19 protein-coding genes, 1 tRNA gene, 1 other RNA gene and 2 pseudogenes are annotated in these 26,832 nt (G+C 61.2%); 7 read left to right on the forward strand and 16 right to left on the reverse strand.

Translation table 11 applies throughout. The features are described from left to right. Positions 1-3: 3 nt before the first annotated feature. The 9 genes from nuoF to tpiA all read right to left on the reverse strand — a co-directional run bounded on the left by nuoF (position 4) and on the right by tpiA (position 6,209). Complete coding sequence (nuoF, locus tag CCR95_RS15525; protein WP_201096034.1) at positions 4-1,287, reverse strand: NADH-quinone oxidoreductase subunit NuoF; 1,284 nt, start codon at positions 1,285-1,287, stop codon at positions 4-6. A 4-nt stretch (positions 1,288-1,291) separates the two neighbouring features. Beyond that, positions 1,292-1,819: an NADH-quinone oxidoreductase subunit NuoE family protein gene (locus tag CCR95_RS15530; RefSeq protein ID WP_014780139.1), complete on the reverse strand. Its 528-nt coding sequence runs from the start codon at positions 1,817-1,819 to the stop codon at positions 1,292-1,294. Next, complete coding sequence (locus tag CCR95_RS15535) at positions 1,819-3,075, reverse strand: NADH-quinone oxidoreductase subunit D (RefSeq protein WP_201096035.1); 1,257 nt, start codon at positions 3,073-3,075, stop codon at positions 1,819-1,821. Before CCR95_RS15535 ends, CCR95_RS15530 begins: the two co-directional genes overlap by 1 nt. Next, positions 3,068-3,781 carry an NADH-quinone oxidoreductase subunit C gene (locus tag CCR95_RS15540; RefSeq protein ID WP_201096036.1) on the reverse strand — a complete coding sequence of 238 codons (714 nt, stop codon included), beginning with the start codon at positions 3,779-3,781 and terminating at the stop codon, positions 3,068-3,070. Before CCR95_RS15540 ends, CCR95_RS15535 begins: the two co-directional genes overlap by 8 nt. Positions 3,782-3,795: 14 nt before the next feature. Beyond that, positions 3,796-4,272 (reverse strand): NuoB/complex I 20 kDa subunit family protein, encoded by a 477-nt coding sequence (locus CCR95_RS15545; protein ID WP_201096037.1) that lies wholly within the window; start codon positions 4,270-4,272, stop codon positions 3,796-3,798. Continuing rightward, positions 4,263-4,619: an NADH-quinone oxidoreductase subunit A gene (locus CCR95_RS15550; protein WP_201096038.1), complete on the reverse strand. Its 357-nt coding sequence runs from the start codon at positions 4,617-4,619 to the stop codon at positions 4,263-4,265. Before CCR95_RS15550 ends, CCR95_RS15545 begins: the two co-directional genes overlap by 10 nt. Before the next feature lie 177 nt (positions 4,620-4,796). Further along, a tRNA-Leu gene (locus tag CCR95_RS15555) sits at positions 4,797-4,881 on the reverse strand. 8 nt (positions 4,882-4,889) lie between these two features. Then, on the reverse strand, positions 4,890-5,408 hold the full coding sequence (gene secG, locus CCR95_RS15560) for a preprotein translocase subunit SecG (RefSeq protein WP_201096039.1): 519 nt from the start codon (positions 5,406-5,408) through the stop codon (positions 4,890-4,892). Positions 5,409-5,444: 36 nt separating this feature from the next. Beyond that, on the reverse strand, positions 5,445-6,209 hold the full coding sequence (gene tpiA, locus CCR95_RS15565) for a triose-phosphate isomerase (RefSeq protein WP_201096040.1): 765 nt from the start codon (positions 6,207-6,209) through the stop codon (positions 5,445-5,447). 145 nt (positions 6,210-6,354) lie between these two features. On the opposite strand from tpiA, the gene smpB reads away from it, so the two are divergent. The 3 genes and pseudogenes from smpB to CCR95_RS26410 all read left to right on the forward strand — a co-directional run. Beyond that, positions 6,355-6,834 (forward strand): SsrA-binding protein SmpB, encoded by a 480-nt coding sequence (gene smpB / locus CCR95_RS15570; protein ID WP_201096041.1) that lies wholly within the window; start codon positions 6,355-6,357, stop codon positions 6,832-6,834. 47 nt (positions 6,835-6,881) lie between these two features. Beyond that, positions 6,882-7,236: a transfer-messenger RNA gene (ssrA, locus tag CCR95_RS15575) on the forward strand. 163 nt (positions 7,237-7,399) lie between these two features. After that, positions 7,400-7,489 (forward strand): annotated as a pseudogene (locus CCR95_RS26410) (Arm DNA-binding domain-containing protein); the annotation flags it as partial. A gap of 43 nt (positions 7,490-7,532) precedes the next feature. Here the strand turns inward: CCR95_RS26410 and CCR95_RS15585 are convergent. Then, a pseudogene (locus CCR95_RS15585) lies at positions 7,533-7,680 on the reverse strand (IS3-like element ISAfe17 family transposase); the annotation flags it as partial. Between the two features lie 275 nt (positions 7,681-7,955). On the opposite strand from CCR95_RS15585, the gene CCR95_RS15590 reads away from it, so the two are divergent. Both CCR95_RS15590 and CCR95_RS15595 read left to right on the forward strand, forming a co-directional pair. Continuing rightward, positions 7,956-10,022, forward strand: a complete 2,067-nt coding sequence (locus CCR95_RS15590) for a sulfatase-like hydrolase/transferase (RefSeq protein ID WP_201096043.1) — start codon at positions 7,956-7,958, stop codon at positions 10,020-10,022. Between the two features lie 229 nt (positions 10,023-10,251). After that, positions 10,252-10,818, forward strand: a complete 567-nt coding sequence (locus tag CCR95_RS15595) for an Lcl C-terminal domain-containing protein (protein ID WP_201096044.1) — start codon at positions 10,252-10,254, stop codon at positions 10,816-10,818. Position 10,819: 1 nt separating this feature from the next. Here CCR95_RS15595 and CCR95_RS15600 read toward each other — a convergent pair whose 3' ends face one another. Further along, positions 10,820-11,155 (reverse strand): hypothetical protein, encoded by a 336-nt coding sequence (locus CCR95_RS15600; protein ID WP_201096045.1) that lies wholly within the window; start codon positions 11,153-11,155, stop codon positions 10,820-10,822. Between the two features lie 232 nt (positions 11,156-11,387). Between CCR95_RS15600 and CCR95_RS15605 the strand changes: the two genes are divergently transcribed. Further along, positions 11,388-14,978, forward strand: coding sequence for a sulfite exporter TauE/SafE family protein (locus CCR95_RS15605; protein ID WP_201096046.1), 3,591 nt, complete (start codon positions 11,388-11,390; stop codon positions 14,976-14,978). Positions 14,979-15,088: 110 nt separating this feature from the next. Here CCR95_RS15605 and CCR95_RS25915 read toward each other — a convergent pair whose 3' ends face one another. Then, the gene (locus CCR95_RS25915) at positions 15,089-17,425 is read right to left on the reverse strand and encodes a methyl-accepting chemotaxis protein (protein WP_276570275.1); all 2,337 of its coding nucleotides are present in this window, start codon (positions 17,423-17,425) and stop codon (positions 15,089-15,091) included. Between CCR95_RS25915 and CCR95_RS15615 the strand changes: the two genes are divergently transcribed. Next, complete coding sequence (locus tag CCR95_RS15615; protein ID WP_201096047.1) at positions 17,414-17,755, forward strand: hypothetical protein; 342 nt, start codon at positions 17,414-17,416, stop codon at positions 17,753-17,755. The two genes, CCR95_RS25915 and CCR95_RS15615, sit on opposite strands and share 12 nt — an antisense overlap. 103 nt (positions 17,756-17,858) lie before the next feature. Here the strand turns inward: CCR95_RS15615 and CCR95_RS25920 are convergent, their stop codons facing one another. From CCR95_RS25920 to CCR95_RS15635, 4 genes are all read right to left on the reverse strand, one after another. Next, on the reverse strand, positions 17,859-20,633 hold the full coding sequence (locus CCR95_RS25920; RefSeq protein ID WP_201096048.1) for a methyl-accepting chemotaxis protein: 2,775 nt from the start codon (positions 20,631-20,633) through the stop codon (positions 17,859-17,861). 302 nt (positions 20,634-20,935) lie between these two features. Further along, positions 20,936-23,752: a methyl-accepting chemotaxis protein gene (locus tag CCR95_RS25925; protein WP_201096049.1), complete on the reverse strand. Its 2,817-nt coding sequence runs from the start codon at positions 23,750-23,752 to the stop codon at positions 20,936-20,938. 168 nt (positions 23,753-23,920) lie between these two features. Next, entirely contained in the window at positions 23,921-25,465 is a 1,545-nt protein-coding gene (locus CCR95_RS15630) for a GTPase family protein (RefSeq protein ID WP_201096050.1), read from the reverse strand. Next, positions 25,462-26,703: a YcjF family protein gene (locus CCR95_RS15635; protein WP_201096051.1), complete on the reverse strand. Its 1,242-nt coding sequence runs from the start codon at positions 26,701-26,703 to the stop codon at positions 25,462-25,464. The genes CCR95_RS15630 and CCR95_RS15635 overlap by 4 nt, the downstream gene beginning before the upstream one ends. Between the last annotated feature and the right edge of the window lie 129 nt (positions 26,704-26,832).

A 26,832-nucleotide genomic window follows, 5' to 3' on the forward strand; every position in this document is an offset into this window, starting at 1 on the left:
TTCCTAAGCCGCCAGCGCGCGGCCATGCTCGATCAGATAGGCAAACTCGTGCCGATAGTGCTTGAGAAAGCTCTGCACCGGCATCGCCGCCGCATCGCCCAGGGCACAGATGGTGCGTCCGCCGATCCGGCCCGCGACGCTTTCGAGCAGATCCAGATCCTCGGGGCGGCCCTTGCCGTCCAGAATCCGGCCCAGCACCCGCGCGAGCCAACCGGTTCCCTCACGGCAGGGCGTGCACTGACCGCAGGATTCATGCATATAGAAGTGCGCCAGGTTGTGCAGCAGCTTGACCATGCAGGTGCCCTCGGCGATCACGATGACCGCGCCCGAGCCCAGCATGGAACCCGCCTTGGCGATGCAGTCGTAATCCATGTCGACGCCCATCATCATCTCGCCCGGCACCACCGGCACCGAGGATCCGCCCGGAATCACCGCCTTCAGCGTCCGGCCATCCAGGACACCGCCCGCCAGTTCCAGCAGATCCTTGAACGGGGTTCCCAGGGGAATCTCGAAATTGCCGGGGCTGTTGACATGACCGCTGACCGAAAACAGCTTGGGACCGCCGTTATTGGGACGCCCCTGCTCCAGGAACCACTGGCCGCCCTTCTCCAGGATGACTGGGACCGAGGCGAGCGTTTCGGTATTGTTGATGGTCGTGGGCCGGCCATAGAGTCCGTATTGCGCCGGGAACGGCGGTTTGAAGCGCGGCTGACCCTTCTTGCCCTCGATGGATTCGAGCAGTGCCGTCTCCTCGCCGCAGATATAGGCGCCGGCGCCCATGTGCGTGTAAAGATCGAAATCGACCCCGGAACCTTGGATGTCCTTACCGAGCAGACCCGCCGCGTAAGCCTCTTGGATAGCGGCCTCGAAGCGTTCGATGGGCTCGTAAAATTCGCCGCGAATGTAGTTATAGCCGACGGTCGCGCCAATGCAGTAGCCCGCGATCGCCATGCCCTCGATCAACTGATGCGGGTTGTAGCGCAGGATGTCGCGATCCTTGCAGGTGCCCGGCTCGCCCTCGTCGGAGTTGCAGACGATGTATTTCTGACCGGGCGCGGTGCGCGGCATGAAACTCCACTTGAGCCCGGTCGGGAAACCCGCGCCGCCGCGCCCGCGCAGATTGGATTTCTTGACTTCATCGATCAGTTGATTCGGATCGATCTTGTCGCGCAGGATCTTTTCCCACTGCGCATAGCCGCCAAGGCTCCGATAGGCGTCCAGGGTGTGACGGACATCCGCATCGAGATGCAGGTTGCGAAAGCAGACCGTATTCTGATTCTGGACCATGATCTCACTCCAACCCGTCGATCAACTTGTCCAGCGACTCGGGGGACAGATTTTCGTGGTAGGTCTTGTCCACCAGCACCGCCGGCGCATCGCGGCAGGCGCCCAGACACTCGACCTCCTTGAAGGTGAAGCGGCCGTCCGCCGTGGTCTCGCCAGGATGCACGCCATACTTGGATTCGACGTGATGGATCAAGTCCTCGGAGCCACGCAGCAGACAGGAAATGCTGTTGCAGACACAGACCTTGTGTTTCCCCTGAGGCTCCAGATCGTACATGCCGTAAAAGGTCGCGACCTCATAGACCGAAACCTCAGGCATGTCGAGATAGACCGCCACCTCGTCCATCAACTCGCGCGTCAGCCAGCCGCCATTGGCATCCTGCACGAGGCTCAACGCGGGCATGACCGCCGATTGTTGCCATTCGGACGGATATTTCGCGATCAGGGCGTCGATGGCCGCGCGAATCTCCGCGGTGAAGAGCGTCGACTTGTCGCGATCATGGATGACGGCGAGGGGTACATTACGAAAACTCATCAGCGGTCGATCTCCCCGAACACGATATCCAACGTGCCAATGATTGCCACGACATCGGCCAGCATGTGTCCCCTGGACATCTCGTCCAGCGCGGCCAGGTGTGGGAAGCCGGGCGCGCGCACCTTCAGCCGATAGGGCTTGTTGGCGCCATCGGACACGATATAACAACCGAACTCGCCCTTGGGCGCCTCGACGGCGGCGTAGACCTCGCCGGGCGGCGTGCAATATCCTTCGGTAAAAAGTTTGAAGTGATGGATCAGGCTTTCCATGTCGTCCTTCACGGCCGCGCGTTTAGGCGGCATGACCTTGTGGTCATCGATCGCGACCGGTCCCGAATTGTCGCGCAGCCACTGCACGCACTGTTTAATGATCCGGTTGGACTGACGCATCTCTTCCATACGCACCAGATAACGATCGTAGCAATCGCCATTGACGCCGACCGGGATATCGAAATCGACCTCGCCATAGGCGGCATAGGGCTGTTTTTTGCGCAGATCCCATTCGACCCCGGAGCCGCGCAGCATGGGGCCGGTAAAGCCCAACTGGAGCGCGCGCTCGGGAGACACCACGCCAATTCCGACGGTCCGCTGTTTCCAGATTCGGTTGTCGGTCAGCAGGGTTTCGTATTCGTCGACATGCGCGGGAAAACGGTCGGCGAAGTCATCGATGAAATCGAGCAACGAGCCTTGCCGGGCGTCGTTACGCTGGGCAATCGTCTTCGCGCTATGCCATTTGGAGCTGCCCTGATACTGGGGCATGCGATCCGGCAGATCGCGATAGACGCCGCCCGGACGATAATAGGTCGCATGCAGTCGCGCGCCCGAGACCGCCTCGTAGCAGTCGAGCAGATCCTCGCGCTCGCGGAAGCAGTAAAGGAAGATACTCATGGCGCCGATATCGAGCCCATGCGCGCCGAGCCACATGAGGTGATTCAGGATGCGCGTGATCTCGTCGAACAGGGTGCGGATGTATTGCGCGCGCACCGGCGCCTCGACCCCGAGCAATTTTTCGATAGCGCGCACATAGCCGTGTTCATTGCACATCATGGACACGTAGTCCAGCCGATCCATGTACCCGATACTCTGGTTATAGGGCTTGGACTCGGCCAGCTTCTCGGTGCCCCGATGCAGCAGTCCGATATGCGGATCGGCGCGCTCGATGACCTCGCCATCCATCTCCAGCACCAGACGCAGCACGCCATGGGCGGACGGATGCTGAGGGCCGAAATTCAGGGTGTAATTGCGGATTTCAGGCATTGGCCGACTCCTTTCCATCCTCGGCCTTGACGTAGCGGCTATCCTCGCGAATCACCTTGGGTACCAGCACGCGAGGCGGAATGGACACCGGTTGATAGACGACACGGCGCTGCTCGGGGTCATAGCGCATCTCGACCTGGCCGCTCAGCGGAAAATCCTTGCGGAAGGGATAACCGATAAAGCCATAGTCGGTCAGAATGCGCCGCAGATCCGGATGACCACGGAAGAGAATCCCGTAGAGGTCGAATGCCTCGCGCTCGAACCAATTGGCCGTGGCCCACACGGCAATCACCGAGTCCACCATGGGCTGATCGCCACCGGCATAGACGCGCAGACGCAGACGACGATTGTGCGCCAGCGAGAGGAAATGGTAGACCACGGCAAAGCGCTTCGGATCGTCGACCGCCAGGTCAAGATCCCGGTCCACGCCCCGCCCGAAGCCGGTATTCGACGCCTCCTCGGTCTCCCACTCGGACTGACCGAAGGCCGCGTAATCCACGCCGCACAGGTCGATCAATTGTTCGAAGCGAAAATCCGCGTGATCGCGCAGAATCCAAGCGACCTCAAGCAGGCGATCCACCGGAACGATCAGGGTCAACTCGCCAAACTCGTCGAGCAGATCGCAGCCGAATTCCGCGAAACGTTCACGAACGGCAGTGGCAAGCGTATCAAGCCTGGCATTGCGGGTCAGGGAATATGTAGCCATGTGATCTGAAATACTCAGCGAGCGATGGTATTCGTGCGGCGAATTTTATTCTGAAGTTGCAGAATGCCGTAGAGCAGCGCCTCCGCCGTCGGCGGACAGCCCGGCACATAGACATCGACCGGCACGATCCGGTCACAGCCGCGCACGACCGCATAGGAATAGTGGTAATAGCCGCCACCGTTGGCGCAGGAACCCATCGAGATCACCCAACGGGGTTCAGCCATCTGGTCGTAGACTTTGCGCAGCGCCGGAGCCATTTTATTGACCAGTGTCCCGGCGACGATCATCACGTCCGACTGACGCGGACTCGGGCGAAACACGATGCCAAAGCGGTCCAGGTCATAACGCGCGGCGCCAGCGTGCATCATCTCGACGGCGCAACAGGCCAGACCGAAGGTCATGGGCCAGAGCGAACCGGTGCGCGCCCAGTTGATCAGCTTGTCGGCGGTCGTGGTGACGACGCCTTCTTCAAGGATGCCTTCTATTCCCATTCCAGCGCCCCCTTCTTCCATTCGTAGAGAAAGCCAACGACCAGGATGCCGAGGAAGACCGTCATCACCCAGAAGGCAAGGATTCCGAGATCGCCGATCACGACGGCCCAGGGAAAGAGAAAGGCGATTTCCAGATCGAACACGATGAACAGGATCGCCACCAGATAGAAACGCACGTCGAACTTGAGACGGGCGGTCTCAAATGCTTCAAAGCCACATTCGTAAGGGGCGTCTTTGTCTTTGTCCGGTCGGCGTGGACCAAGCAGGTAACCGAGTACGAGCGGACCGACGCCTACCAGGATCCCGACGAGGATGAAGAGCAGGATCGGAAGATAGTTATCAAGCACTGTCCCCTCACTGTTATTTTTTTCATGCGTCTAGGCGATGAGGGAGTCTAGTGCAGCCGTTGCTTATATGTCAACCCAAAGATCAATCCAAAATATTAAGTTTTTCAAGCCTTTGGGCTGCTTTATTACCAAAAAAAACGGCATACCGCGTAGGCGGCATGCCGTGTTTTTTGCGATTGGTGCCGACGGCCAGACTCGAACTGGCACGGCTTACGCCACTACCCCCTCAAGATAGCGTGTCTACCAATTTCACCACGTCGGCGGGATAAATCATTTACTCGTCTCTTCATTCGGAGCCGGAATCACGTCCGTTGTCGGCGTTGAATCAGCCCCGTCATTTACTCTCTCTAATGGCGCATCGCCCCGAACCTCGGGAGCTGCCTCAACCGCGCCGGGCAACGCGGGTACATCGGTCGCGGTATCGCCCTTGATCGATCCCGGCTCATCGGGAATCGCCGGGATGTCAGAGACCGGAGCCGGCTTCGGCTCGGTCGCCTTGGGAGACTCATCGATGATCACGGTATCGCCAAGGTCGTCCATCAAGCCGGCGGGTTCGTTCCCCTGAGTGGCATAATACGCCAGCGCCATACTCGTCAGGAAGAACAGGGTTGCTACGATAGCAGTGATTCGCGTCAAAAACGAGCCCGAGCCCTGAGATCCGAAAACCGTCTGAGAAGCGCCGCTCCCGAAGGCAGCGCCGGCATCCGCCCCTTTGCCATGCTGAATCAGCACCAGGCCGATCAGCCCGAGCGACAAAAAGACTTGGGCAACTGTCAAAATGGTTTGCATGCGCTACTCTTCAGTTGGAAACACAGCGGACGAGTCTCAGCCCGCCACCAGATCGCCAGCCTGACAGATCGCCAGAAAATCGCCGGCGACCAGGGATGCTCCGCCAATCAGGCCCCCATCGATATCCGCCTGCGACAGAAGATCGCGGGCATTCGCGGCTTTCATGCTGCCGCCATAGAGAATCCGAATCTTCTCGGCAATCGTTTGACTGCGCTCCGCGATCCGCTGACGAATGAAGGCGTGAACGTCCTGAGCCTGCTCGGGCGTCGCCGTCATCCCCGTGCCGATCGCCCAGACCGGCTCATAGGCAATCTCGGCCTGATTGAACGCATCGATTCCAATCTGGCTGATGACACCTTCGAGTTGACCGGCAATCACGTCTTCCGTCAGTCCCTGTTCACGCTGTTGCAGCGTTTCGCCTACGCAGAGAATGGGAATCATACCCTGACTCGCGCAGGCAGTCAGCTTTTCCGCGATGATCGCATCCGTTTCGCCATAATACTCGCGACGCTCGGAATGACCGCAGATGACATAGCAACAGCCGAATTCAGCCAGCATGGCGGCGGAGACTTCGCCCGTGTAGGCACCGACATCTTTGGTGCAGACATTCTGTGCGCCGAGCTTCACCGAAGTACCCGCAAGTAACCGCTCGCCGAGAGACAGCAATGGAAACGGCGGGCAAACCACGATTTCCGTTATGGAGATCGTCGACGCACCAGCGAGCACACCGGACAACAGCGCTTCGGCGCTCGCCCTGGTGCCGTTCATTTTCCAGTTTCCCGCGATCAATGGCTGACGCATAACGGAACTCCATAAAGTGAGCCAGCGATCATAGCCATTTTTTTGCAGAATTCAAGTGCAAGTTTGGCGGCGGGCCAAGAATCGACTCAACATTCAGCCAAGGGAACCATTTATACCCCCGGCCTCTTTCCTTTAAACTGACGACATGACAAAAGATAAAAAAAGCAAGACCCCCGGCACCGCGACCATCGCCCTCAACAAGAAGGCGGGCCACGATTTTTTCATCGAGCAGCGCATCGAGACCGGCATGGTCCTTGAGGGTTGGGAGGTCAAGAGCCTGCGCGCGGGTCGGATCCAACTCAAGGAGAGCTACGTCAAAATCCTGCATGGCGAAGCATTCCTCATCGGCTCCCACATCTCGGCGCTGGCCGCCGCCTCCACCCATGTCAATCCGGACCCCACGCGCAGTCGCAAGCTGCTGCTCAAGCGCCCCGAACTGAACCGACTGATCGGCTTGATCGAACGCGCCGGATACACCCTGGTGCCAACCGCGATGTACTGGAAACGCGGTCGGGCCAAGCTCGAAATCGGCCTCGCCAAGGGCAAGAAACAGCACGACAAGCGCTCGACCGAAAAGGATCGCGACTGGCAGCGCGACAAGGAACGCCTGTTCAAGACCGGCTAAGCTTGCCGGGGAACCAAAGCGCGTCTATAGTGACCAATCGATCACCTGGGGGCGACATGGCTTCGACGTGGGTCGCAAAACCTAAGGTGCATGCCGAGGCGCGGTTACCTCGTAAATCCATCCGCAAACTTATAGTTGCCAACGACGACAACTACGCTCTCGCTGCTTAACCCAGCGAGCCTCTGACCGTTTCTCGCCTGTGGGCGACGGGTTCCAGGGGTAAAATTACACAGGATCGTGGAGACGGGCGTCCGGACCTGATCCACTAAAACTAACGGAATCGCCGACTCATCGCCCTGCCCCTCGGGCGTGGGAAGGTTAAAAACAATAGAACGGGCTAAGCATGTAGAACCAAGGGCAGAGGGCTTGCGGACGCGGGTTCGATTCCCGCCGCCTCCACCAATTAAGCATTTAAGACCATCCTGCAAGATCCACAGACCCGCCTAAGTGCGGGTTTTTTATTGCCTTGTTTGTCCGTACAAGGGTAGCATCATCCCCGAGCATCCACTAATAGGCAGGGGTAACTTTCGGGGGTAACCCAGATACCCCCATCAGAAATTACCCCATGCCGCTGACAGATACCGCCATCCGCAACGCCAAGCCCGGCGACAAGCCTTTCAAGCTGTTTGATGAGCGCGGGCTATTCCTGCTGGTGACACCGAGCGGGGGTAAGTGGTGGAGAGTGAAATATCGGTTTGGGGGTAAGGTCCGGAATCTCCTTTTTTCCATTGCCCGACATACACCGGATGCACACCGTGCTCCTGGCCAATTTCGTTGACGATTTTCCCCGCAGATAGCTTCCGACCCGACCTTGGCCGTGAACGCCGCCGCATCGGTCTTACGCTTTCTTCACCCATGATGACCAACACTTTCGTGCCGACTTGACAGATTAAATGACTGTCCTATTTTTGGGATCTACTACAGCGGGTCGAGAAGCACGCTCAAAACAGGCAGGAGGCTGAACGCCGATGATCGATCGCGTTAATCGGCATCCCGGAAATTCTTTGATAAATTTGATGCAGGCACCGACCAAGAGTGCCGCTGCTTACTGAAATTTTCTGGTGATTTGGCAGATAAACCGGCCGAAAATTTTTTCACTCGGTATTATTGGAGAATCGTCGATGATTTGGCGTAACAGCATAAAACCATCCCATCTCAATGTTCGATATAAGCCGACGGCTTTAATCGTCACACTTTCCATTCTCTTTATATTTTATTCAGGCGACAGCCCCTATGCATCGGATCGTCCAAACATTATCCTTGTGCTCGCGGATGATGTAGGCTGGGGAGATGTTGCCTCTTTTAATCCGAATAGCTTGGTTCCTCTCCCATCCATCGAACGTCTTGCTTCCGAGGGTGTTCGTTTCACCGATGCTCATACTTCGGCATCTAAATGTGCCCCGTCGCGCTATAGCATCATCACGGGAAACTATCAGTGGCGAGGGAAAAAGAGTTGGGGTCAATGGAATTATAAAGGAGGATCCCAGATTCTTTCCGGGCAAAAAACATTGGGAGATATTCTCTCTCAAGCCGGCTACGTCACCGCGATTTTTGGAAAGTATCACCTTGGCGGGGACTTTTACCTGAAAGGGAGCAATGGACTCGCTTCCGCAGGCGTGGCGGATGAACAAGTCGACTTTTCTCGTCCAATGGTCTCGGGCGCTTCAAAACACGGATTCGATTACTCCTTTCTGGCGCTTCGAGGCATTCAGCAAAGTCCTTACGCATTCTTTGAGAATGATCGTCTTGCAGGGTCGGCTCAAGATCTGATCAATTGGACGGTCGGTGATTATGGCGACACCGCCATTCCACTAGACGGCATTGGATCCATGGACTGGAATACACGCGATGTCGGACCGACGTTGCTGTCGAAAGCGTTGAATTTTATTGACGATCATGCCTCAGGCAAGAACGCGGATTCGCCGTTTTTCATCTATTTCAACACCGAGGCAGTGCACGATCCATGGAAGCCACCAGCCAGACTTCACGATCGCAAAATACTCGGGGCAACGGGTCTGGGCAACCGGGCCGATATGTTAGTAGAAGCCGATGTCGTCGTTGAGCAGCTATTGGAATCTCTGACCAACCATGGTCTCGCCGACAATACCATTGTCATCTTCACGAGCGATAACGGAGGTATCAAGCAAACTTCAGAGGTGATGGCGGGGCACGATACCAGCGGAGGTTTACGAAGCTATAAAGGGCGCATTTATGAAGGAGGCCATCGCGTACCACTGATCATCAAATGGGGTGCGCAGGTTTTCCAGGACTCGTCTATTCGTAAAGGGGCCAGAATCGAGAGTTTAGTGGGCATACAGGATCTTTTCGCGACATTTGCGGAATTGGTCGGCGTTGATCCTCCCGCGAATCAGGGTCGAGACAGCGTTAGCATTCTACCCTTGTTACTTGGCTCAACCGATCAGTCTCCCCGTGATCATATGATTCAGCAAAGCGATACCACCGAGAGCGGAAGTAAAGCGGTACATTTCGCGTATCGCTCCGGAAGCTGGAAGCTCGTGCTCAATGCGCAACACAACCCCATTGAGCTTTACAATCTGTCGACGGACATCAAAGAGAAATTCGATTTAATCGACTCGAGTCAGTATTCTGATTTGGTGGATACGTTGACAGAGGATTTCCGCGCTGCATTGATCGCCGAGCGCACGACCCCTCCGGCCGGTGGAAGCAATCCCAATAGCCCTCCCTTGATCCTTCAAGCCGTCGCCGATTCTTATACCCTAAATTCAGCCAAGACGGCAGACTCGAACTATGGCCAAGTACCCCAGATGAAAGTTCACCGGAAAGGAGAAAAAACCAGCTTCATCCGATTCGATCTGGCGAGTCTCTCCGGTTCGGTGAACTCGGCCACGTTGAAGTTGAGTGTCAAGGCGGTCGGGGCGGCGGGAGTCATCCGTGTCTATCGGGTGCGCGACGCCTGGTCAGAGCGGGAGATTACGGCCAACCACTTGCCTGCCATTGAGGACATACCGTCCGCAACCTTTTCGGTCGCGGCGTCCGACCTCAATGGAATCGTGAACGTCAACATTACCGAACTTGCTCGCGCATGGAAAACCGGCACCGCCGCTAACTGGGGCGTGGCGCTCAAGCATCAAGGCTCGACCACCGTCGACTTTCGCACCCGAGAGACCGCCAATGGGCCAAGCCTGACGGTCACCGGGCTTCAGTAGACGTCAATGCGCTTGTATGACCGAGGCAAAAACGCATGGGCAATCACCCAATCTGTCTGATGGTTTGACGACGCTGAGCAGTGCCCAGGAAATGACTCCGCCTCGTACAAACCAACAAGGCTCCAGGATCGCCGACAGGATTTCAGCGCTCCCAACCAACGCCAGGATGCAGGCGTTCCAAGCCTGCAAACTCCAATGCAGCCCACTTCGTTAGAATTGGCTCTGAAGCATGCTCTCACTTGAACAAGCCTGGCGCGGCATCCTGACGATCCTGCTGATAACGCCACTCCAGACAACCCTGGCGGCGGACATCCCGAGCGCCGCCGATGCCTGCGTCGGCGGCATGGCGGAAACCGCCCCGTCCACGGAATTCGTCGCCATCGAGGACGGCAGCGTGATTCGCCATGCGCGCACCACGCTCGAATGGCAGCGCTGCGTGCGGGGTCAGACCTGGAATGGCACGACCAACCTCTGCGATGGCCAACCCACGGCCTATACCTGGGAGAAGGCGAGCAAACTGGCGACGGCCCTGGAGGGCGGCTGGCGTCTTCCGACCGGTGAGGAACTGCTCAGCATCGTCGAAAAATGCCATGTCTCGCCCGCGATCAATCCGCAGGTCTTTCCGAATACCCCGGCGTCCCTTTTCTGGTCCTCCTCCTCCGACACGGGTGGCTTGAACCGTGCTTGGAGCGTGAGCTTCTTCACCGGCAGCCCCTACCGCCCGGGCAAGATCCAAAGCAGTCGAATCCGCCTGGTGCGCGGCACGATGCAGGAAACGCCCCCGGCCGCACCCTGATTCACCAAGGGCGGTATTCCAGCCCGGGAATGTCCTGACGGTCGAAGACCGCCGGCAACCCCAACAGCAGCTCCCGCATTTGATCGAGATCCACGTATCGTCCATAGGACGCCTTGGCCGCGTCGAGCGGCAACTCGACCCAATAACGATTGGCTTCGAGTTCGCACAGGATCTGCATGATGTTCTCCTCGGCGTCGATGATTCCGAGATAATCATCCTCGCATTGCAGACGGGGCAGCAGTTGCTCGCAGATCGCACGGGCACTCATCTCCACGGCGCTAGCCGACGAGACGGACTCTCCGGACCGATCAAAAAGATAAAAGACTCGATAGTGCATGATCGACAGTCATCGCTCCCTGTCATCTCGAAGAGGCGGATTTGCCTCATGATAAACATCGGTCGTCGCCATAGTGCAAAGCGACCGCGTGCTATGATCCCGTTCGCCCCGTGTTGGCGAATTGCTCCCAATATACCCCTGATCCCGTGCCCGATCATCGTCGCATTCGGCGCATCCCACGGCCTGGATCAAGGGTCTTTCTCCAGATCACTCGAATCGAGCCCATCGACCCGTGTCAGTCCAGTCGCCGCCCGCTGAAGCCGAATCCACCGCCAGGCTCTTTCGCTCGCTCGTCTTCAAGCCGGCGGAGGGGGTGTTTCTCTTCCATCCCCGCGCCATGGAAAGACTGATTGCGGAACACCTGGAATCGCAGGATCACGAGGGGCCGATTCCGGATCTCGGCTATTACCTGATGCCCTCCCCCGCCTTCCTGACCGGTCTGGAATCGGAAAACCCGGAGGCGCTGGCCGTCATCGAGGGTCTAACGCTGCCCGATCATGTCATCCTGCTGCCGATGCCCGTGGAACAACGTCGAGACGCCGACGGCTTTACCCGTCTGCTGCGCGATTACTGGGCGCGACGCTTCGAGGGCGAGATCGCGCGCGCCTGGCAGTCGGCCCGCGACGCGCGGCAGGATCGCGACGCCTTCGGCCCGGAGGCGCTGCGGGATCTGATCGGCGCGCCCGCCTGCGCCGAGATCCGCGATCTTCTAACCCGCGATGGGGTGATTCCGTCCGGACTTGAGGATGCGCTCGTCTGCCGAGGGTTTGTCGCCTTCGTCACCCGCCTGCGCTATTTTTGTCCCGGTGCGCGCGGTTTCTTCTTCCCGTCCGTCCACGATTGGGCGGAGTTGGATCGCTGGATGGCGGCGAGCGGGCTCGACCTGCCGGCGGCGCGGCCCGGTCACCCGCTCTCCGCGTTGCTGGAACGAACCTGTCCCGATCCGCGCTGCGGTCATCCCTCCCAGGTACCGCTCCTACCGAGCGACCTGCCCTATGCGCGCTCGGATCCCGATTTCGTGCCCAATCGACCCGCTGTCGAAGGATTGCCCGCGGCAAGCGTCGCGGAGGATCTCGAATCCCCGCGAGAGATCGACCTGAACCTGCCCGATCCGGATTTGCCCAAACGGCCTCCGGGCGTGCCGCCACCGCTTGAAGCACGCTGTCTGGCCGCGCTGCGCCAAGGTCTGCAACTGCCGCGACATGACTGGCGGATTCATCTTCGCGACGCGCTCCTGGGGTTTCTCGCCCCCCTGCTGGATCTGCTGCTGGCCTTTCCGACCCTGTTTCGACGACGCGGCTCGCCCACTCTGATCGCCAGTGGTATCCGGCTGGAGCTGTACCTGATCCTGTTCCGCCATGCCGTGCGCACCGCCCAGCGCGCCGAACTCAGCGACCGCTATGGCGCCGCCATCGACCAACTGGCCGCGGCGCAGTTACGTTTTCAAGCCATGGGCGAGCCCTGCGCCCCGGAGGCCGAGCAGGTCAGACGGACCTTGACCCAGCGTCGACTCGGCGCCGAAGAGGCGCTCTCCGATCAGTTGGCGGCCAAATGGAAGCTCGCGCCGGACAGCGCGCATGAATTGCGCGTGCTCACGCGGCGGCTGGGCGCCGATCTGCTCGATTCGCCCCGCGCCTGGCCCGCGCGCAGCCTGCTGCTGACGCTGGAGCGGGTGCTGCTGGAAAGCCGCACGACCTATTACCAATTTCGTCCCTTCCACTGGCTGTTGAGCGCCGGAAGGCTCCGGTTTCGCCAGATTCTCCCGTTCCAGGCGAATCTCAAGGCGCTGCGCGCGCTCGACACTGGACTCAACCGGCTGGAACAACTCGGCTGGCCGACGGCAGACGCCGAACGCTTCAACCAGCCGCTGCACGCGCTCTCCAAGCGGCTCACCGTCCACCTGGAGAAGCCTCTCAAACCGCTGTTGAAGCGTGCGCTCCAGGACGCCGGCTTCAACCCCGGCAACCACCGCGAGGAGGTCGCCGCGCACAAACTGCTGCGCGAACTCCTGGATGTCATCGAACACCGGCGGCATCTGAAATTCACCGACGTGCGCGACATCCTCGCCCGCAATGTCCTGCGACTCCCGGATTTCACCCCCGAGGAACTGCTGCGCGGCGACCGGCTCGCGCGCTTCGATCGTCTGGCCGCCCGCGCGCTGCCCGGCGTCTACCAACCGGGCGAATTTTATCTCAAGGGATTGCAGCAACTGGGCGCGCCGCTGTTCGGAACTCCGGTAGGCCGGCTGCTCCTACGCCATCTGATCCTGCCCTTCGGTCTCGCCTTTCTGGGACTCAAAACCCTGCATGTGCTGATTGGCCTGATCTCTCACCATCCATCCGACCTCGACTTAACGACACTCTGGCTGATCGGCGGCATTGGTCTGCTGATCAACGCCATCGCTTACACGCGAGTAATGCGACACGGCGCGCTGGCCCTGCTGCGCGGACTCTGGTGGGGGCTGCGCCTGCTGTTTTACGACGGTCTGCGGCGCTTCCTGCGCTGGCAGCCGATCGTCGCGCTACTCGAAACCAGTCTGATTCGGGGACTGGACCGCAACCTGCTGCGACCCTTTGTGATCGGAGCCCTGCTGGTGCTGCCCTTCCTCGGCATCGCCAGCCTGCTCGAAGGCTCACTGGTGGAACCGGGCATCTCGCTGTTCGCACTCGCCCTGGCCTTGGGTACTTTGGTACGCAACACCCCCGCCGGGCGTCACCTGCTGGACGATGCCATCAGCACCGTCGGCCGCTTCCTGCGACTGGCGAATCAGACCCTGATTCTGGGGCTGGTGCGCGAACTCATGCAGTTCTTCAAGGACATCACTCGGCGTTTCCAGCAGGGCCTGCACTGGATCGAGGAACTGCTCAGCCATCGGCTGGGCGAATCGCGGCTGAAACTCGCGCTTAAGGCCGTGCTGATTCCCGTCTGGCGCTTTCTGGAAGCCTTGATTCAATTCTATGTCACGGTCCTGGTCGAACCCCAGGTCAACCCCATCAAGCACTTTCCGCTGGTCACCATCGGTCACAAGGTGATGCTCCCCTTCTTTCCGGTCATCACCAGCTTTCTGTTTACCGTGACTGAAACCCTACTGCCCAAGTGGATCGCCTATCCCTTCGTCACGCTCACCGTCCTCCTCCTGCCCGGTCTGGTCGGATTCCTGGTCTGGGAACTCAAGGAAAACTGGAAGCTCTACGCCGCCAATCATCCCGCCCTGGGGCCGGTCGGCGGCGCCCGACCGGGGCTGCAGGCGATGCGCCGCGCCGATCTTCCGGACGCCCCCATCGAACCCGCCATCATCGGCGGACATGGCGAGACCATGCGCGGACTCCTGCGCCGAGGCTTTCACAGCGGCACGCTGCCAAAAGCCTTCGACCGGCTCCGGCGCGTGCTGCGCCAGCAATTGCGCGACGGCAGCGAAACCCCGCAACGCCTGCGCGAGGCGCGGCGCCATCTGGCCGAGATCGAACAGGCCATCTGCGTCTTCTGCGACCGCGAGCTGGGTTACGCGCTCCGGCGACGCTGCAAGCATCCGCATTGCGCGCTGGCGCGGATCGAGACCCTGCGCCCGCGTCTGGCCACCGCCTCGTTCGAGCTCACCCTGGATCTGTATACACAGACACCGGAAACCCCCGACCCGATCGAACTGCGTCTGTGCTTCTGTCTGCTGGAACCCGACCTCTACCTGAAGGTCGTGATTGGCGGCCCCCGCGCCAACCTCGACGACGCCTGCTGGCGACTCGTCCAGGAAGACATCCGGATCTTCGGCGGACGCGCCGGCGCCAGGATCCTGCTGGACCTGAACGAGTCCAGCGTCCGGGATTAAGGGACAGGCAATGGAATGGAGAAACCGCGCCAGATTCTGGACTTAATCCCCGCGCATGGCCGCGCCATCGAGTCCACCTTGAAATCAGACTACGGCGAATTGGAGGCGGCTTAAAACTCCTCCCATTGATCGTCGTCGCCAACTTGAGAACCGACCTTGAGGATCGGATTGATTGCGCGGACTGGCTTGCCCTGGATCGACGGCGTCATGCCATCGCGTGTCAACGAGGCACGACCCGACGATCCGACCGCGATCAACGACTTGGCGCGTGCGCTCTGATTGGGGTAGAGATCCGTCGGAACCTTCTCTTTTCCCAATGCCTTGGAGACGGCGTAGCGTGCGCAGGCGGTTTTGTCGCCTCGGCAGTATCGTTGCTTCATCATAGCAACGGTCGCCACGTTTCCCTTCATTTTGCCGTTGAAAAAGGGACAGGCCGCCAGACTCTCGCAATCCCCTCCCGTCGCCTCTCCCCGACCCGACGGCGCGTCCGAAGACGGCAGCGGCACAGCAAGAGAGCGAGGTTCCCCGTCCTCCCTGCCGCGCCGATGCAGAGGTCGAGCCGATTCTGTCTCCAGTCGGAACATCGCTACCGCCTGTGACAGCGCGCGCGTTTGATCCTCCAAGCTCTCGGCGGCGGCGGCGGCTTCTTCCACGAGCGCCGCGTTCTGCTGGGTCACTTCGTCCATCTGGGCGACCGCCTGGGTGACCTGCTCGATGCCGGTGCTCTGCTCGCGCGAGGCGTGGGTGATCTCGTCGACCAGGGTGACGACCTGCCGGAAACCGCTGACGATCTCGTCCATGGTGTCGCCGGCCTGGCCAGCGAGTTGCGCGCCGTTTTCGACCTTGGCGACCGAGTCGGTGATCAGCCCCTTGATCTCCTTGGCCGCCTGGGCGCTGCGTCCGGCCAGATTGCGGACCTCGGCGGCGACCACGGCAAAACCACGCCCCTGCTCGCCGGCGCGCGCCGCCTCGACGGCGGCGTTGAGCGCGAGGATGTTGGTCTGAAAGGCGATGCCGTCGATCACGCTGATGATGTCGGCGATCTTCTTACTGGAGTCCTGGATCGCCCCCATGGTGCCCACGACCTGGTGCACCATCTCGCCGCCGCGCGTGGTGACCGCGTTGGCGGTCTGCGCCAGTTGGTTGGCCTGAGTGGCGTTCTGGGCGTTCTGCCGGACCGTGGCGTTGAGCTGCTCCATGGAACTGGCGGTCTCTTCCAGGCTGGCCGCTTGTTCCTCGGTGCGCCTTGAAAGATCGGCGTTGCCGGCGGCAATCTCGCTGGCGGCGCTGCCGATCGCCTCAGAGGCGTCCAGGATGCTCCCGATGACCTCATGCAGGCGCGCGACCGTCGCATTGGTGTCGTCCTTAAGCCGTCCAAAGACGCCCGCATAGTCACTCTCGATCCGCTCGGTCAGATCCCCACGCGAGATCGCATTCAACACGCGCCCGACATCCGCCAATCCGCTGGAGACAATCTCCAGCAGCGCATTCATCTTCTCGGCAACGTCGAGGAAGAAACCTTGTTTGTCATGGAGGCCGAGCCGTCGCGCAAAATCGCCGGCAACCGCGGCATCGACGACGGTATTGAGTTCTTTCTGCGCGGCGAGTTCCTCGGTGCGATCCGCCCACTCGCCAACGGTCCCAAGCCGCTGGCCATCGTTATCGATGACTGGATTGGTGATGATGTCATAGTCGCGATCACCGATGACTAAACGTGTTCTCGTGGTGTCCTTAATCGCGGCAAGACGTTGCAGCGCCGCTTGAGGATCACTGTAAAAAGCCCCGATATTACTGCCGATAAAACCATCCACGGAAAAACCAGGGATCTGACGCGCGATCCCCGCCTCATTCTTTTTCAAGGTCGCCAGCAGCGAGCGATTGGCAAAGACCACCTTGCCATCGGCTCCGGCAATCCGGATATTGTTATCCACGCAATCGAGCGCGATCCGCACCCGCAGATTCTCCGCGGCTGTCGCGCGATCAATTTCGAGACGCGTCTTGAGCGCCTGTTGCATGGTTTTCATTGCCGCCAGCACGCTGCCCTTCGCGCTGACCGACTCCTTGATCTCCAGATCAAGTTGATCGTTCGCGATCTGGTGTGCGATGTGCGCCGCATAGGACGGCTCTCCGCCAAGCTGACGCAGCAGGTCACGCAGAACGAGGAAGGAAAGCAGAGAAGAGGCCAAGAGCCCAAAGACCACAAAGATCAGAAATTGAAAGCGGGCTTCCTCGGCAATCGCCCCGATGCTTTCCGTCTCGTCCGTAATGCGCTGCGAGAAGCGGGCTTCAATCACTCCCACCAGTTTTTCCATGCCCTCCGATGCTGGGCGATCAATGCCCTTGATCAGCTTGTCGACCAACTTACCGGCATTGGGATCCTGCGCGTCGAATTGCTTCAATGCCTCGCCGTATTTCACACTCAAGTCGAGATGATTTTGCTTGAGCAACTCCGTGTCATCGGTGCTCAAGCCAAGTTTGCGCATGAGTCGAATCGCGGTGTCCAAAGACGTCTGAACGACTTGGTTTTCTTGATTGAACTGGGAAAGGTATTTTTCGAAGCTCTTCTGATCATTCCCCCTGATCAGAATATTCTTCCATTCCTGGACCTGTATCTTGAAATGCGCGTGGGCATTTTCGATTGCGATCATCAATTCGTTTTCAGCCTTGACGGACTGAAATCCGGTCAGACTCACCGCCGACATCCGCTGAATATTGTTCATTCCAACCAAAGCCAGCAGCATCAAGAGCATGACTGTCAGCAAAAAGAACAGAACTAATTTCGTTCGCATTGTCAATCAATACTCCATGGTTTTCAGGACGTGCTCTTGACACAAGGCATCAATCGACAGGCGTTCTCGGCTTGTCGAGCAAGAATTCGCCTTAGAACGCCTCCCACTGATCCTCGTCGTCGGCCATGGCGGCGACAGGCTGGCGTGGCGCGTGGCGCGTGTTGACCGAGGTCGCCAGAAACGCGCCCCGGGAAGCCTCATGCTTGGCGGGTTTGGCCGCGCGCGCGGCCGGCGGCGGCGCGTATTGTCCGGCTAACTTGAACATCGCCACCGCCTGCGAAAGCCCACGCGTCTGATCCTCCAGACTCTCGGCGGCAGCGGCGGCCTCTTCCACCAGCGCGGCGTTCTGCTGGGTCACTTCGTCCATCTGGGTGACCGCCTGGGTCACCTGCTCGATGCCGGTACTCTGCTCGTGCGATGCCTGGGTGATCTCGTCGACCAGGGTGACGACCTGCCGGAAGCCGGTGACGATCTCGTGCATGGTGGCGCCGGACTGCGTGGCGAGTTGCGCCCCACCCTCGACTTGAGCGACCGAGTCGGTGATCAGACCCTTGATCTCCTTGGCGGCCTGGGCGCTGCGCTGCGCGAGGTTGCGCACCTCGGCGGCCACCACCGCGAAGCCCCGGCCCTGCTCGCCGGCGCGCGCCGCTTCGACCGCGGCGTTGAGCGCGAGGATGTTGGTCTGGAAGGCGATGCCGTCGATCACGCTGATGATGTCGGCGATCTTCTTGCTGGACTCCTGGATCGCGCCCATGGTGCCGACGACCTGATGCACCATCTCGCCGCCACGCGTGGCGACCGCATTGGCGTTCTGCACCAGTTGGTTGGCCTGATTGGCGTTTAGGGCATTCTGCCGGACCGTGGCGTTGAGCTGCTCCATGGAACTGGCGGTCTCTTCCAGACTGGCGGCCTGTTCCTCGGTGCGTCCGGACAGGTCGGCATTGCCGGCGGCAATCTCGCTGGCGGCGCTGCCGATCGCCTCGGAGGCGTCCAGGATGCGACCGATGACTTCTCGCAAGTGCTCCACTGTGGTGTTGGTGTCGTCCTTGAGTTGCCCGAAGGTGCCGGCGTAGTCGGCATCGATCATCTGGGTGAGGTCACCCTGAGCAATAGCATTGAGCACATGCGCCACCTCCGCCAGTCCGCCCGCGACAATGTCCATCAGGCGGTTCAGACCCTCGGCCAGCGGCAAAAAGAAGCCGTCCTTGCCCGCGAGCGCGATCCGCCGGGATAAGTCCCCCGCGCCCGCTGCCTCGACGAGGCCAGCGATCTCGCGCTCGGCCGTCACCTCGGCGGTTCGATCCTGCCACTGGGTGACACGCCCGTGGTAGGCGCCGGAGTCCTCCAGCACCGGGCTCGCCGTGACACGCAGATGCCGTCCGCCCAGGATCGTATCGAGCGTGCGTGAGCCGGATAGTTCGACGCGATAGGCGGCGCGCGTTTCCTCGTCCTCGAAGTAGTCGGACAGGCGGCCGCCGAGCAATTGGTTGGCGTCGAAGCCAGGACGTTTGCGTGCAATTTCAGGCGCCATGCCGTGCCAGAGCGCCTGGCCCGTCTGATTGAGATAAACCAGTGCGTTGCGTTCGTCCGAAACCGTCACCGGGATGGTGACATTGTCCAGGGCATGACGGATACGCAGATTAGTGCGCGCCGCCTCCCGCTCGTTCTCGATGCTGTCTCGCAGCATGGCCCGCATCTGGTTGAGCCTGCGCGCGATTGCACCGAACTCATCATTGGTGTCGCAACGCACCTCCGAGGCCAGATCGCCGGCGGCGATGCGCTGCGCACCGTCCGAGATCGCCGTCGCGGCGCGCGAGACCGCGCCGCGAAGCGCAATGAACAGATACGCGACGACGATCAGGGCGGCGCCAACCAAACCGCAGACCGTCCACAGTCGGCGCTCCATGCCCTTGACGCGGTGGGCGATCGTCTCGTCGAGTTCCTCCATGCCGATGCCCCAAAGCCGGTGACCCGCCTCGACCAGGCGGGTTCCGCTTGCGAAAACGGTCTCGCCATCCAGTCCCGCGATCGTCCCGTTCACAAAATGGCGATCCAACATCTCGGAAAAAACCTTGGCGTGATGCTCCACCTCGTTGCGCTGATCCTGCAAGCGCGCGGCCGCGGCGGGATTCGCTTCGGTAATCTTGGCAAGCCCCGCGGCAAGCGCCTTGGCATGCCACCGCAGTAACGTCATGCGTCCCGCCAGTTGGATCCGTTCGTCGACGGAAACGGTCTGACGAACCGCGATCCCGGCGGCAAGACCACGGAGAATGGCGCTTATTTCCACCATGTTGGGGAGTTGGACAACCGCGGCATCCATCAGGTAGAAGGAATCGATGTCCGGATCGAGGGTGAGATTGGACTGATCGGCAACGCGCGACACATAGGCCAACATCGCTTCGAGCAATTCGCTGTGCGTCCGAAACGAATCCGCGGTCATCGCCGTTGCATGCGTTCCTTTGATCGTGTTCCAGCGTTCTTTCAGCGCATTCCAATCCGACGCGACGCCGAGTTCCAATCCTTGCGTCGCCATCAACGGCGCCGCCATCTCAAACGCGGCATCGGCCTTCGCCTGCGCGTCCGCCAGCGCCCCGCGCACCGAGTCGTCGCCACTGCCAAGACGGGCCATCAGTCCCCGGTGGCGCTGCACCTGAAGCATGACCTCGGGTACTGGACGCAGCAGCGCGACACCGTCGCGCTCAAGCGACGAGAAGCGAATCGTGTCGCGTTGAGCCTGGATGAACAGAACGGACAAGAGCGCGATCACGGCCAGGAAGGCTGCGCCCATCAGGGCAATTTTCCCGGACAGTCGCAAACGGGCCAGCAGATGTTCGGCGGGGCTGGTCAGGAACGATCCCACGGTCATGGCGGATAAACTCCATTTTGAACATCGTGTCATAGGGAAATCGCGTCTCTGTAAGGCGCGGCGCGAAAGACAAAATACCATACAAAAATTGGCAGTATGGGATCGGCGTTGCGCTCAAGACTTGCGGTTCGCTGTCATTCGTTCATGGCTCGCTCCTTCGGCTCCGCTCTTCATGCTGAGCGAGTGCTCCTGAACGAAGTCGAAGGGAGTCGGAGCAAGGGCAGGCCCTTCGACGGGCTCAGGGCTCACCATGAACGACTTAACTTAATGGCAGAGGATGCCAAAACCGGCGATGCCTCGCCTCAAAACTCCTCCCACTGATCGTCATTGCCCATGTCGACGGGGAGCGGCTTGACCGACGTTGTCGACGCGCGCCCCGGCCGGGCCATGGGGCGTCTGCTGGCGGTCGCCGGTACAGGTCGCACCAGCGCAACGCCTACCTGCCCACGGGATTCGGCATGGGCCGCGCCCTGCCCGGCTAACTTGAACATCGCCACCGCCTGGGACAGCGCGCGGGTCTGATCCTCCAGACTCTCGGCGGCAGCGGCGGCCTCTTCCACCAGCGCGGCGTTCTGCTGCGTGACCTCGTCCATCTGGGCGACTGCCTGGGTCACCTGTTCGATGCCGGTGCTCTGCTCGCGCGAGGCGTGGGTGATCTCGTCGACCAGGGTGACAACCTGCCGGAAACCGCTGACGATCTCGTCCATGGTGCCGCCGGCCTGGCCAGCGAGTTGCGCGCCGTTTTCGACCTTGGCGACCGAGTCGGTGATCAGCCCCTTGATCTCCTTGGCCGCTTGGGCGCTGCGTCCGGCCAGATTGCGGACCTCGGCGGCGACCACGGCAAAACCACGCCCCTGCTCGCCGGCGCGCGCCGCCTCGACTGCGGCGTTGAGCGCGAGGATGTTGGTCTGAAAGGCGATGCCGTCGATCACGCTGATGATGTCGGCGATCTTCTTGCTGGACTCCTGGATCGCGCCCATGGTGCCCACGACCTGGTGCACCATCTCGCCGCCGCGCGTGGCGACCGCGTTGGCGGTCTGCGCCAGTTGGTTGGCCTGATTGGCATTCTGGGCGTTCTGCCGAACCGTGGCGTTGAGCTGTTCCATGGAACTAGCGGTTTCTTCCAGACTGGCCGCTTGCTCCTCGGTGCGCCCCGAGAGGTCGGAATTGCCGGCGGCAATCTCGCTGGCGGCGCTGCCGATCGCCTCGGAGGCGTCCAGGATGCGACCGATGACTTCGCGCAAGTGATCCACCGTGGTGTTGGTGTCGTCCTTGAGTTGCCCGAAGGTGCCGGCGTAGTCGGCCGCGATGGTCTGGGTGAGGTCGCCCTGGGCGATGGCGTTGAGCACGCGCGCGACATCCGCCAGCCCGCCCGCGACAATCGCCATCAGGCGGTTGAGGCCCTCGGCGAGCGGCAGGAAGAAGCCGTCTTTACCCGCGAGCGCAATCCGCTGCGTGAAGTCGCCGTTGGCGGCGGCAGCGACAATGGCGGCGATTTCGTGCTCCACGGCCACTTCGGTTGTGCGATCGAGCCATTGGGTAACCCGGCCCTGATAGATTCCCTCGCGGTCGAGCACCGGGCTGGCGGTGACACGCAGTTGCCGACCGCCCACCGAGGTATCGATGACACAGGAACGGGATAATTCGCTGCGATAGGTCGCCTGTACTTCCGCGTCCTCGAAATAGTCGGCAAGATTGCTCCCGAAGAGTCGCGCGACCTCGAAGCCAGGCCGGCGGTGCGCGATCTGAGGCGCCATACCTTCCCACAGCGAACGCCCTGCCTGGTTGAGATAGACCAGTGCATTGCGATCGTTCGAGACCGAGACCGGAATGGTCACATGGTCGAGCCCGGAGCGGATGCGCAGATTCTCCTGCGCTATCCGCCGGGTTTCCTGGATGTCATAGTCCAGCCGGGCTTGAACCGACTTGACGGCCAGCAGCATCCCGCCCAGTTCGTCCTGATGAATGGCCTCGATGTGAGAGGAGTAATCGCCGTTGGAAATGGTTTCCAGATGGCCCAGGGTCATCTTCAATGGGCGCGTGATCTTGCGCACCAGCCAGAAACCGAGCATCACGCTGACCACGAGGGCCATCAGCGAGAACCCGATCGCCGCACGCTCGGCCTGGGCGGCTGATGCCATGAAGGTGTCCCGCTCGTTGCGAGCTTCCTGCCGGACCTGCTTGAGGCCATCCATGATCGGAACGCGATAACGGCGCCAGATGATGTTGTCCTCGGTGTTATAGAGCTGCTTGGCGCCCGCTAGATCCCCGGCATCCAGACGCGCGAGAACCCGCCTCTGGGATTCGACATGACGCTGACGTTCCTCGGTGATCGTCTCCAGCGGTTTGAGGGCCGCGGCGTCGCCGGCCGAGACGCGCCGCGCCGCCTCCAGCGCCTTGGCGAAGACGCCCCCCGATTTGTCGACGTTGTCGCGCGCCTGTTTATCCGTGGGTTCGATCAGGAGATAGCGCATGGCAGCGGCCATCTGCAGGCCGTAGCCATACATGTCGTTATAGGCCTCCTCCAGCACCTGGGTCTTCTCCGAGATCCGCCGCACCTGATCGGTCGCCTGACGCAAACCAAACAGCGAAACCCCAGCCGCCAAGATGAAAAGCAACGAAATCAGGACGAGACCGCTCGGCAACGCCCGAGTAATACGGATATCGTTAAAACGACTCACGACCCTGGACAACCAGGGATGCGCCGGCTTGCCTGCCCGCAGGCGCTCGTAGATGATCTCCGCCGCCGCGATCTGCTCGCGCGTGGGCTTGCGCCGTACCGAGATATAGCCGGTCATGGAGCCGTTTTCGCGCAACGGCGAGATATTGGCCTCGACCCAGTAGAAATCGCCATTCTTGCAGCGATTCTTGACCAGCCCGGTCCAGGGACGTCCGGCCTGGACGGTCTTCCAGAGATCCGCAAACGCCGCTGCCGGCATGTCGGGATGGCGGATCAGGTTGTGCGGCGCGCCGAGCAACTCCTCCTCGCTGAAACCGCTGATCTCCAGAAAGTCGCGATTGAAATGAGTGATCCGACCCTTCAGGTCGGTGCTGGAGACGATCAGTTGATCATCCCGCATCAGGTGTTCGGTATCGGTGACGGGCAGATTGGTGCGCATGGTCTCTGAGCCTTCTCGGTAGGGTCGTCCTGAACGGAGCGAGAGTGTTGCCTGCATCGCGAGCGCACTATGATATATCCATGCTACTTTCCATGGTTCAGGGATTGATCTTGAGCAGAGTGATCTTCGTCACAGGGGGCAAGGGGCAAGAAAGTTTATTCCTGGCCCCTACAACCGCCCTGGCAGAGCCAGCAGAAACCGCCCCGCATTGGCGAGTTGGCGGCGCAGCAGCATCCAGTTTTCCTTGCGGCGGCGCTCGTCCTGACAGCGCAACAGCCGCGCACGCTGCGCGCGTTCCATCTGGTCGAGCAGCGCGGCCCAGAGCGTATCCTCGACGTTGTAGACCCGTCCCTCGGCCAAACAGACCGGGATCACGCTGGCGATCGGCACTTCAAGATCGGTCGCGAGCGCGGTCACCGCGGCCTGGATGCTCATCGCCTTCAGGTTGCGCGTATCGGTGAGGTCATAGGGCGGCTGCCATTCGCGCAGGGGGCGCAGACGGTCGATGTGGGTGACCGCCACCAGCAGCGGCGGCGGGCGGCGTCCGACCCGCGCGGATTGCGCCGTGCGTAGCGCGTCCAGGGTCTGGCGCTCGGACTGCCGGTCGGGACGGTGCGCGGCACTGACCCAGAGGATCAGGTCGGCCGCGTTCGCCGCCTCGTGCAGACTCTTGTACGCGAGCCGTTCCACGCCGGGCGCGTCGAGGATCAGGGCGATCTCCAGCCCTTCGCGTTCTAGACGGTAGGGCGTCAGCGCCCGCGTGGTCTCGGGCGCCAGATCGGTGGCCGCGCGCAGTTGTCCGAAGAGTGCGTTGACGAGGCTCGACTTGCCGGCATTGGCGCGGCCCAGCACCAGAATCCGCAGCGGCTCGCCTGCTGGACCCTGAGCATCCTTGATCTCGGTCTCGGCGGCGACGGCCAAATCTTTGACCGAGCTTTCGGTCGCCCGACTCACGGGATCCTCGTCGGTCAACAACAGGCGTCCGCTGTAGAGGTCGATGGCGTAGCGTCCGACCTTGCGCACAGCTTCCTGCAACAGCCAGCGCGCGAGGTCTTTTTGCGCCATCGCATACCCGCGCCCGCGCAGATGAGTCCATGCCTCGTTCAGCACGGCGTTGGCCGGATTGATGACCCAGCGTCCGGCGCGATAGAGTCCGAGTAGCCGATCCGCGAAGGGCTTCCAGCGATAGGCGCGGACGAGCGACCCGACCGTGAGACGATGACTGTAGGGGATATTTTCGGTGATCGTGTCGCGCAGGTCGCGACTGGCCCGCTCGACGATCAGCAGCGCATGGGGCAGGGTCAGTTCCAGCAGCGGGCGGTCCACGTCGGGATGGTAATGGCCAGCGACCTTCTCCAGGGTCCGCTGGGCGAGCATTCCTAACTGCTGACCGTCACCTAGCGGCCAGTCGTCCGGTTCGAGGCTCCCGGCGAATGCCTCGACCAGCGCCCAGGCCGCGTCTGCGTCCGGGGGCCAGTCCGGGTTGGGCTGGGTTTGCCCGACCGCTACACCAACCTGCCCGCGTCGTCTCAGCCAAAACTGTACGCCATAGCCCGTCGCGCTGAAGACCACCAGCGCGGTGAGCCAGACCAGCAGCACGCCTTCCTGACGGAGCCAGAGCATCCCGAGCGGCAACAGCGCCACGAAGGGCACCGTCCAGAGCAACAGGGCCGCCAGCCACCAGCGATCGATCCGTTCGAAGAGTGCGTTCATGTTCGTCCCGCGCGGATTCTGTCCCGTAAAATTTCCGAACCTCTCGACAGTTGCTCGGCGAAGACCCGGCGCAATGCCCGCGCCTCGGTCGCCAGACCCCGATTCCGATGATCGAAATAGAAACCGGCTGCCTTGCCCAGCGCATAGGTCGTTGCCCCGCTGGCGCTCGCCCCCCAGACCGCGCCGACTGTCTGTCCGACGCCGGGCACGAGTTTGACCAGCGCCCGCCCCGCGACCCGCGCGCCATAAGCGACCCCGATGCCGGTCCCCAACAGACCCAGGAATTCAGCGATTGCCCGGCGATCCCACACCTGTTCATAGATGGCCGCCAGACTGTGCAGCAGTTTGGCCTGGATCGCCGGCACGCCGATCAGATCGACCACCGGCAAGGCGCCGATTCCGGCCGCCGTCAGCGCATAGCCGACGATGTGCGGATGCGCCGCCCGCGCATAGACATCGCGAACCGCGGCGTCGCCGAGCAGGAGCGTCCGCAGACGCAGCGTCGAGACCGTCTCGATCGCCTGCCACAGCGCCTCCAGACCATAGTCCGGAGGTTCGTAGCCATCCTCCGGCAAGGTCAAATCCACCGGCACCCAGGACACCGGCGCCGCACCCGGCAGCTTGCCCGCCAGATCCCGCTGAATCCGCAGGGCGCGGGCGAGATCGAGCGGAACCGACGCCGGCCAGGGCTCGCGCGCGAACGGATAGGGCCACGGATGGTCCACCCCGCCATTGGAGTCGAGGGGATAGGCCTCATGCAACCCGGTCTGGGCGACGATCAGCGGCCATTCGGGATGCCGCCGGCGCACCGCGCGCAGCACCTCGAAGACCGCCTCCTGATGGCTGTCGGTCGCCTTCATCACACTGAGCAGCAGATGCGCCCGGGACTCGCCGAAACGCAGATCCTCCGCCGGATCGTAGTCCACCTCGCCCAGCCCGCGAGTGTCGAGAAAGCGCACCACTGGCGCCTCGGTCGGGAAGTCATAGAGACGCAGGGTTGGGGTACAGGGCTGAAAACCGTTGCCGATCTCGGCCTGAGCGCTGCCCGTGAGCGCGCGAACGATCGATGTCTTGCCGGATTGGGTCTTGCCGATCAGCCAGATCACCGGCAGGGGATGGCGCAGACGGGCCTCGTCCAGCGCAAGCCGGAGCCTTGCGTCGTCCACGCGCGGATCCGCCAGCGCCTGACGCAGATCGCGCCAGCGATTCGGCCAGTTTTTCCCGTGGGAAGCGGACATGAAGCGGACCTCGAAGGAGTGCGGCATCCCGCCGATTGTATCGGGAGATGGACCATCGGCCAGCAATTGAGAATGAACAAACAAAACCCAGGGCGCGCGCGTCCATGGGGCTATGCGATAATCAACCCT

Origin of the sequence: Thiocystis minor, from assembly GCF_016653465.1 — a bacterium.
GTDB lineage: Bacteria > Pseudomonadota > Gammaproteobacteria > Chromatiales > Chromatiaceae > Chromatium > Chromatium minus.

Coding starts and splice junctions, on each gene's coding strand:
- CCR95_RS15630 (WP_201096050.1), bottom strand. CDS start 25,465: ATGAACGCACTCTTCGAACGGATCGATCGCTGGTGGCTGGCGGCCCTG.
- secG (WP_201096039.1), bottom strand. CDS start 5,408: ATGCAAACCATTTTGACAGTTGCCCAAGTCTTTTTGTCGCTCGGGCTG.
- CCR95_RS15530 (WP_014780139.1), bottom strand. CDS start 1,819: ATGAGTTTTCGTAATGTACCCCTCGCCGTCATCCATGATCGCGACAAG.
- CCR95_RS15595 (WP_201096044.1), top strand. CDS start 10,252: ATGCTCTCACTTGAACAAGCCTGGCGCGGCATCCTGACGATCCTGCTG.
- CCR95_RS25925 (WP_201096049.1), bottom strand. CDS start 23,752: ATGCGCACCAATCTGCCCGTCACCGATACCGAACACCTGATGCGGGAT.
- tpiA (WP_201096040.1), bottom strand. CDS start 6,209: ATGCGTCAGCCATTGATCGCGGGAAACTGGAAAATGAACGGCACCAGG.
- smpB (WP_201096041.1), top strand. CDS start 6,355: ATGACAAAAGATAAAAAAAGCAAGACCCCCGGCACCGCGACCATCGCC.
- CCR95_RS15635 (WP_201096051.1), bottom strand. CDS start 26,703: ATGTCCGCTTCCCACGGGAAAAACTGGCCGAATCGCTGGCGCGATCTG.
- CCR95_RS15535 (WP_201096035.1), bottom strand. CDS start 3,075: ATGCCTGAAATCCGCAATTACACCCTGAATTTCGGCCCTCAGCATCCG.
- CCR95_RS15600 (WP_201096045.1), bottom strand. CDS start 11,155: ATGCACTATCGAGTCTTTTATCTTTTTGATCGGTCCGGAGAGTCCGTC.
- CCR95_RS15545 (WP_201096037.1), bottom strand. CDS start 4,272: ATGGGAATAGAAGGCATCCTTGAAGAAGGCGTCGTCACCACGACCGCC.
- CCR95_RS15590 (WP_201096043.1), top strand. CDS start 7,956: ATGATTTGGCGTAACAGCATAAAACCATCCCATCTCAATGTTCGATAT.
- CCR95_RS15540 (WP_201096036.1), bottom strand. CDS start 3,781: ATGGCTACATATTCCCTGACCCGCAATGCCAGGCTTGATACGCTTGCC.
- CCR95_RS25920 (WP_201096048.1), bottom strand. CDS start 20,633: ATGACCGTGGGATCGTTCCTGACCAGCCCCGCCGAACATCTGCTGGCC.
- nuoF (WP_201096034.1), bottom strand. CDS start 1,287: ATGGTCCAGAATCAGAATACGGTCTGCTTTCGCAACCTGCATCTCGAT.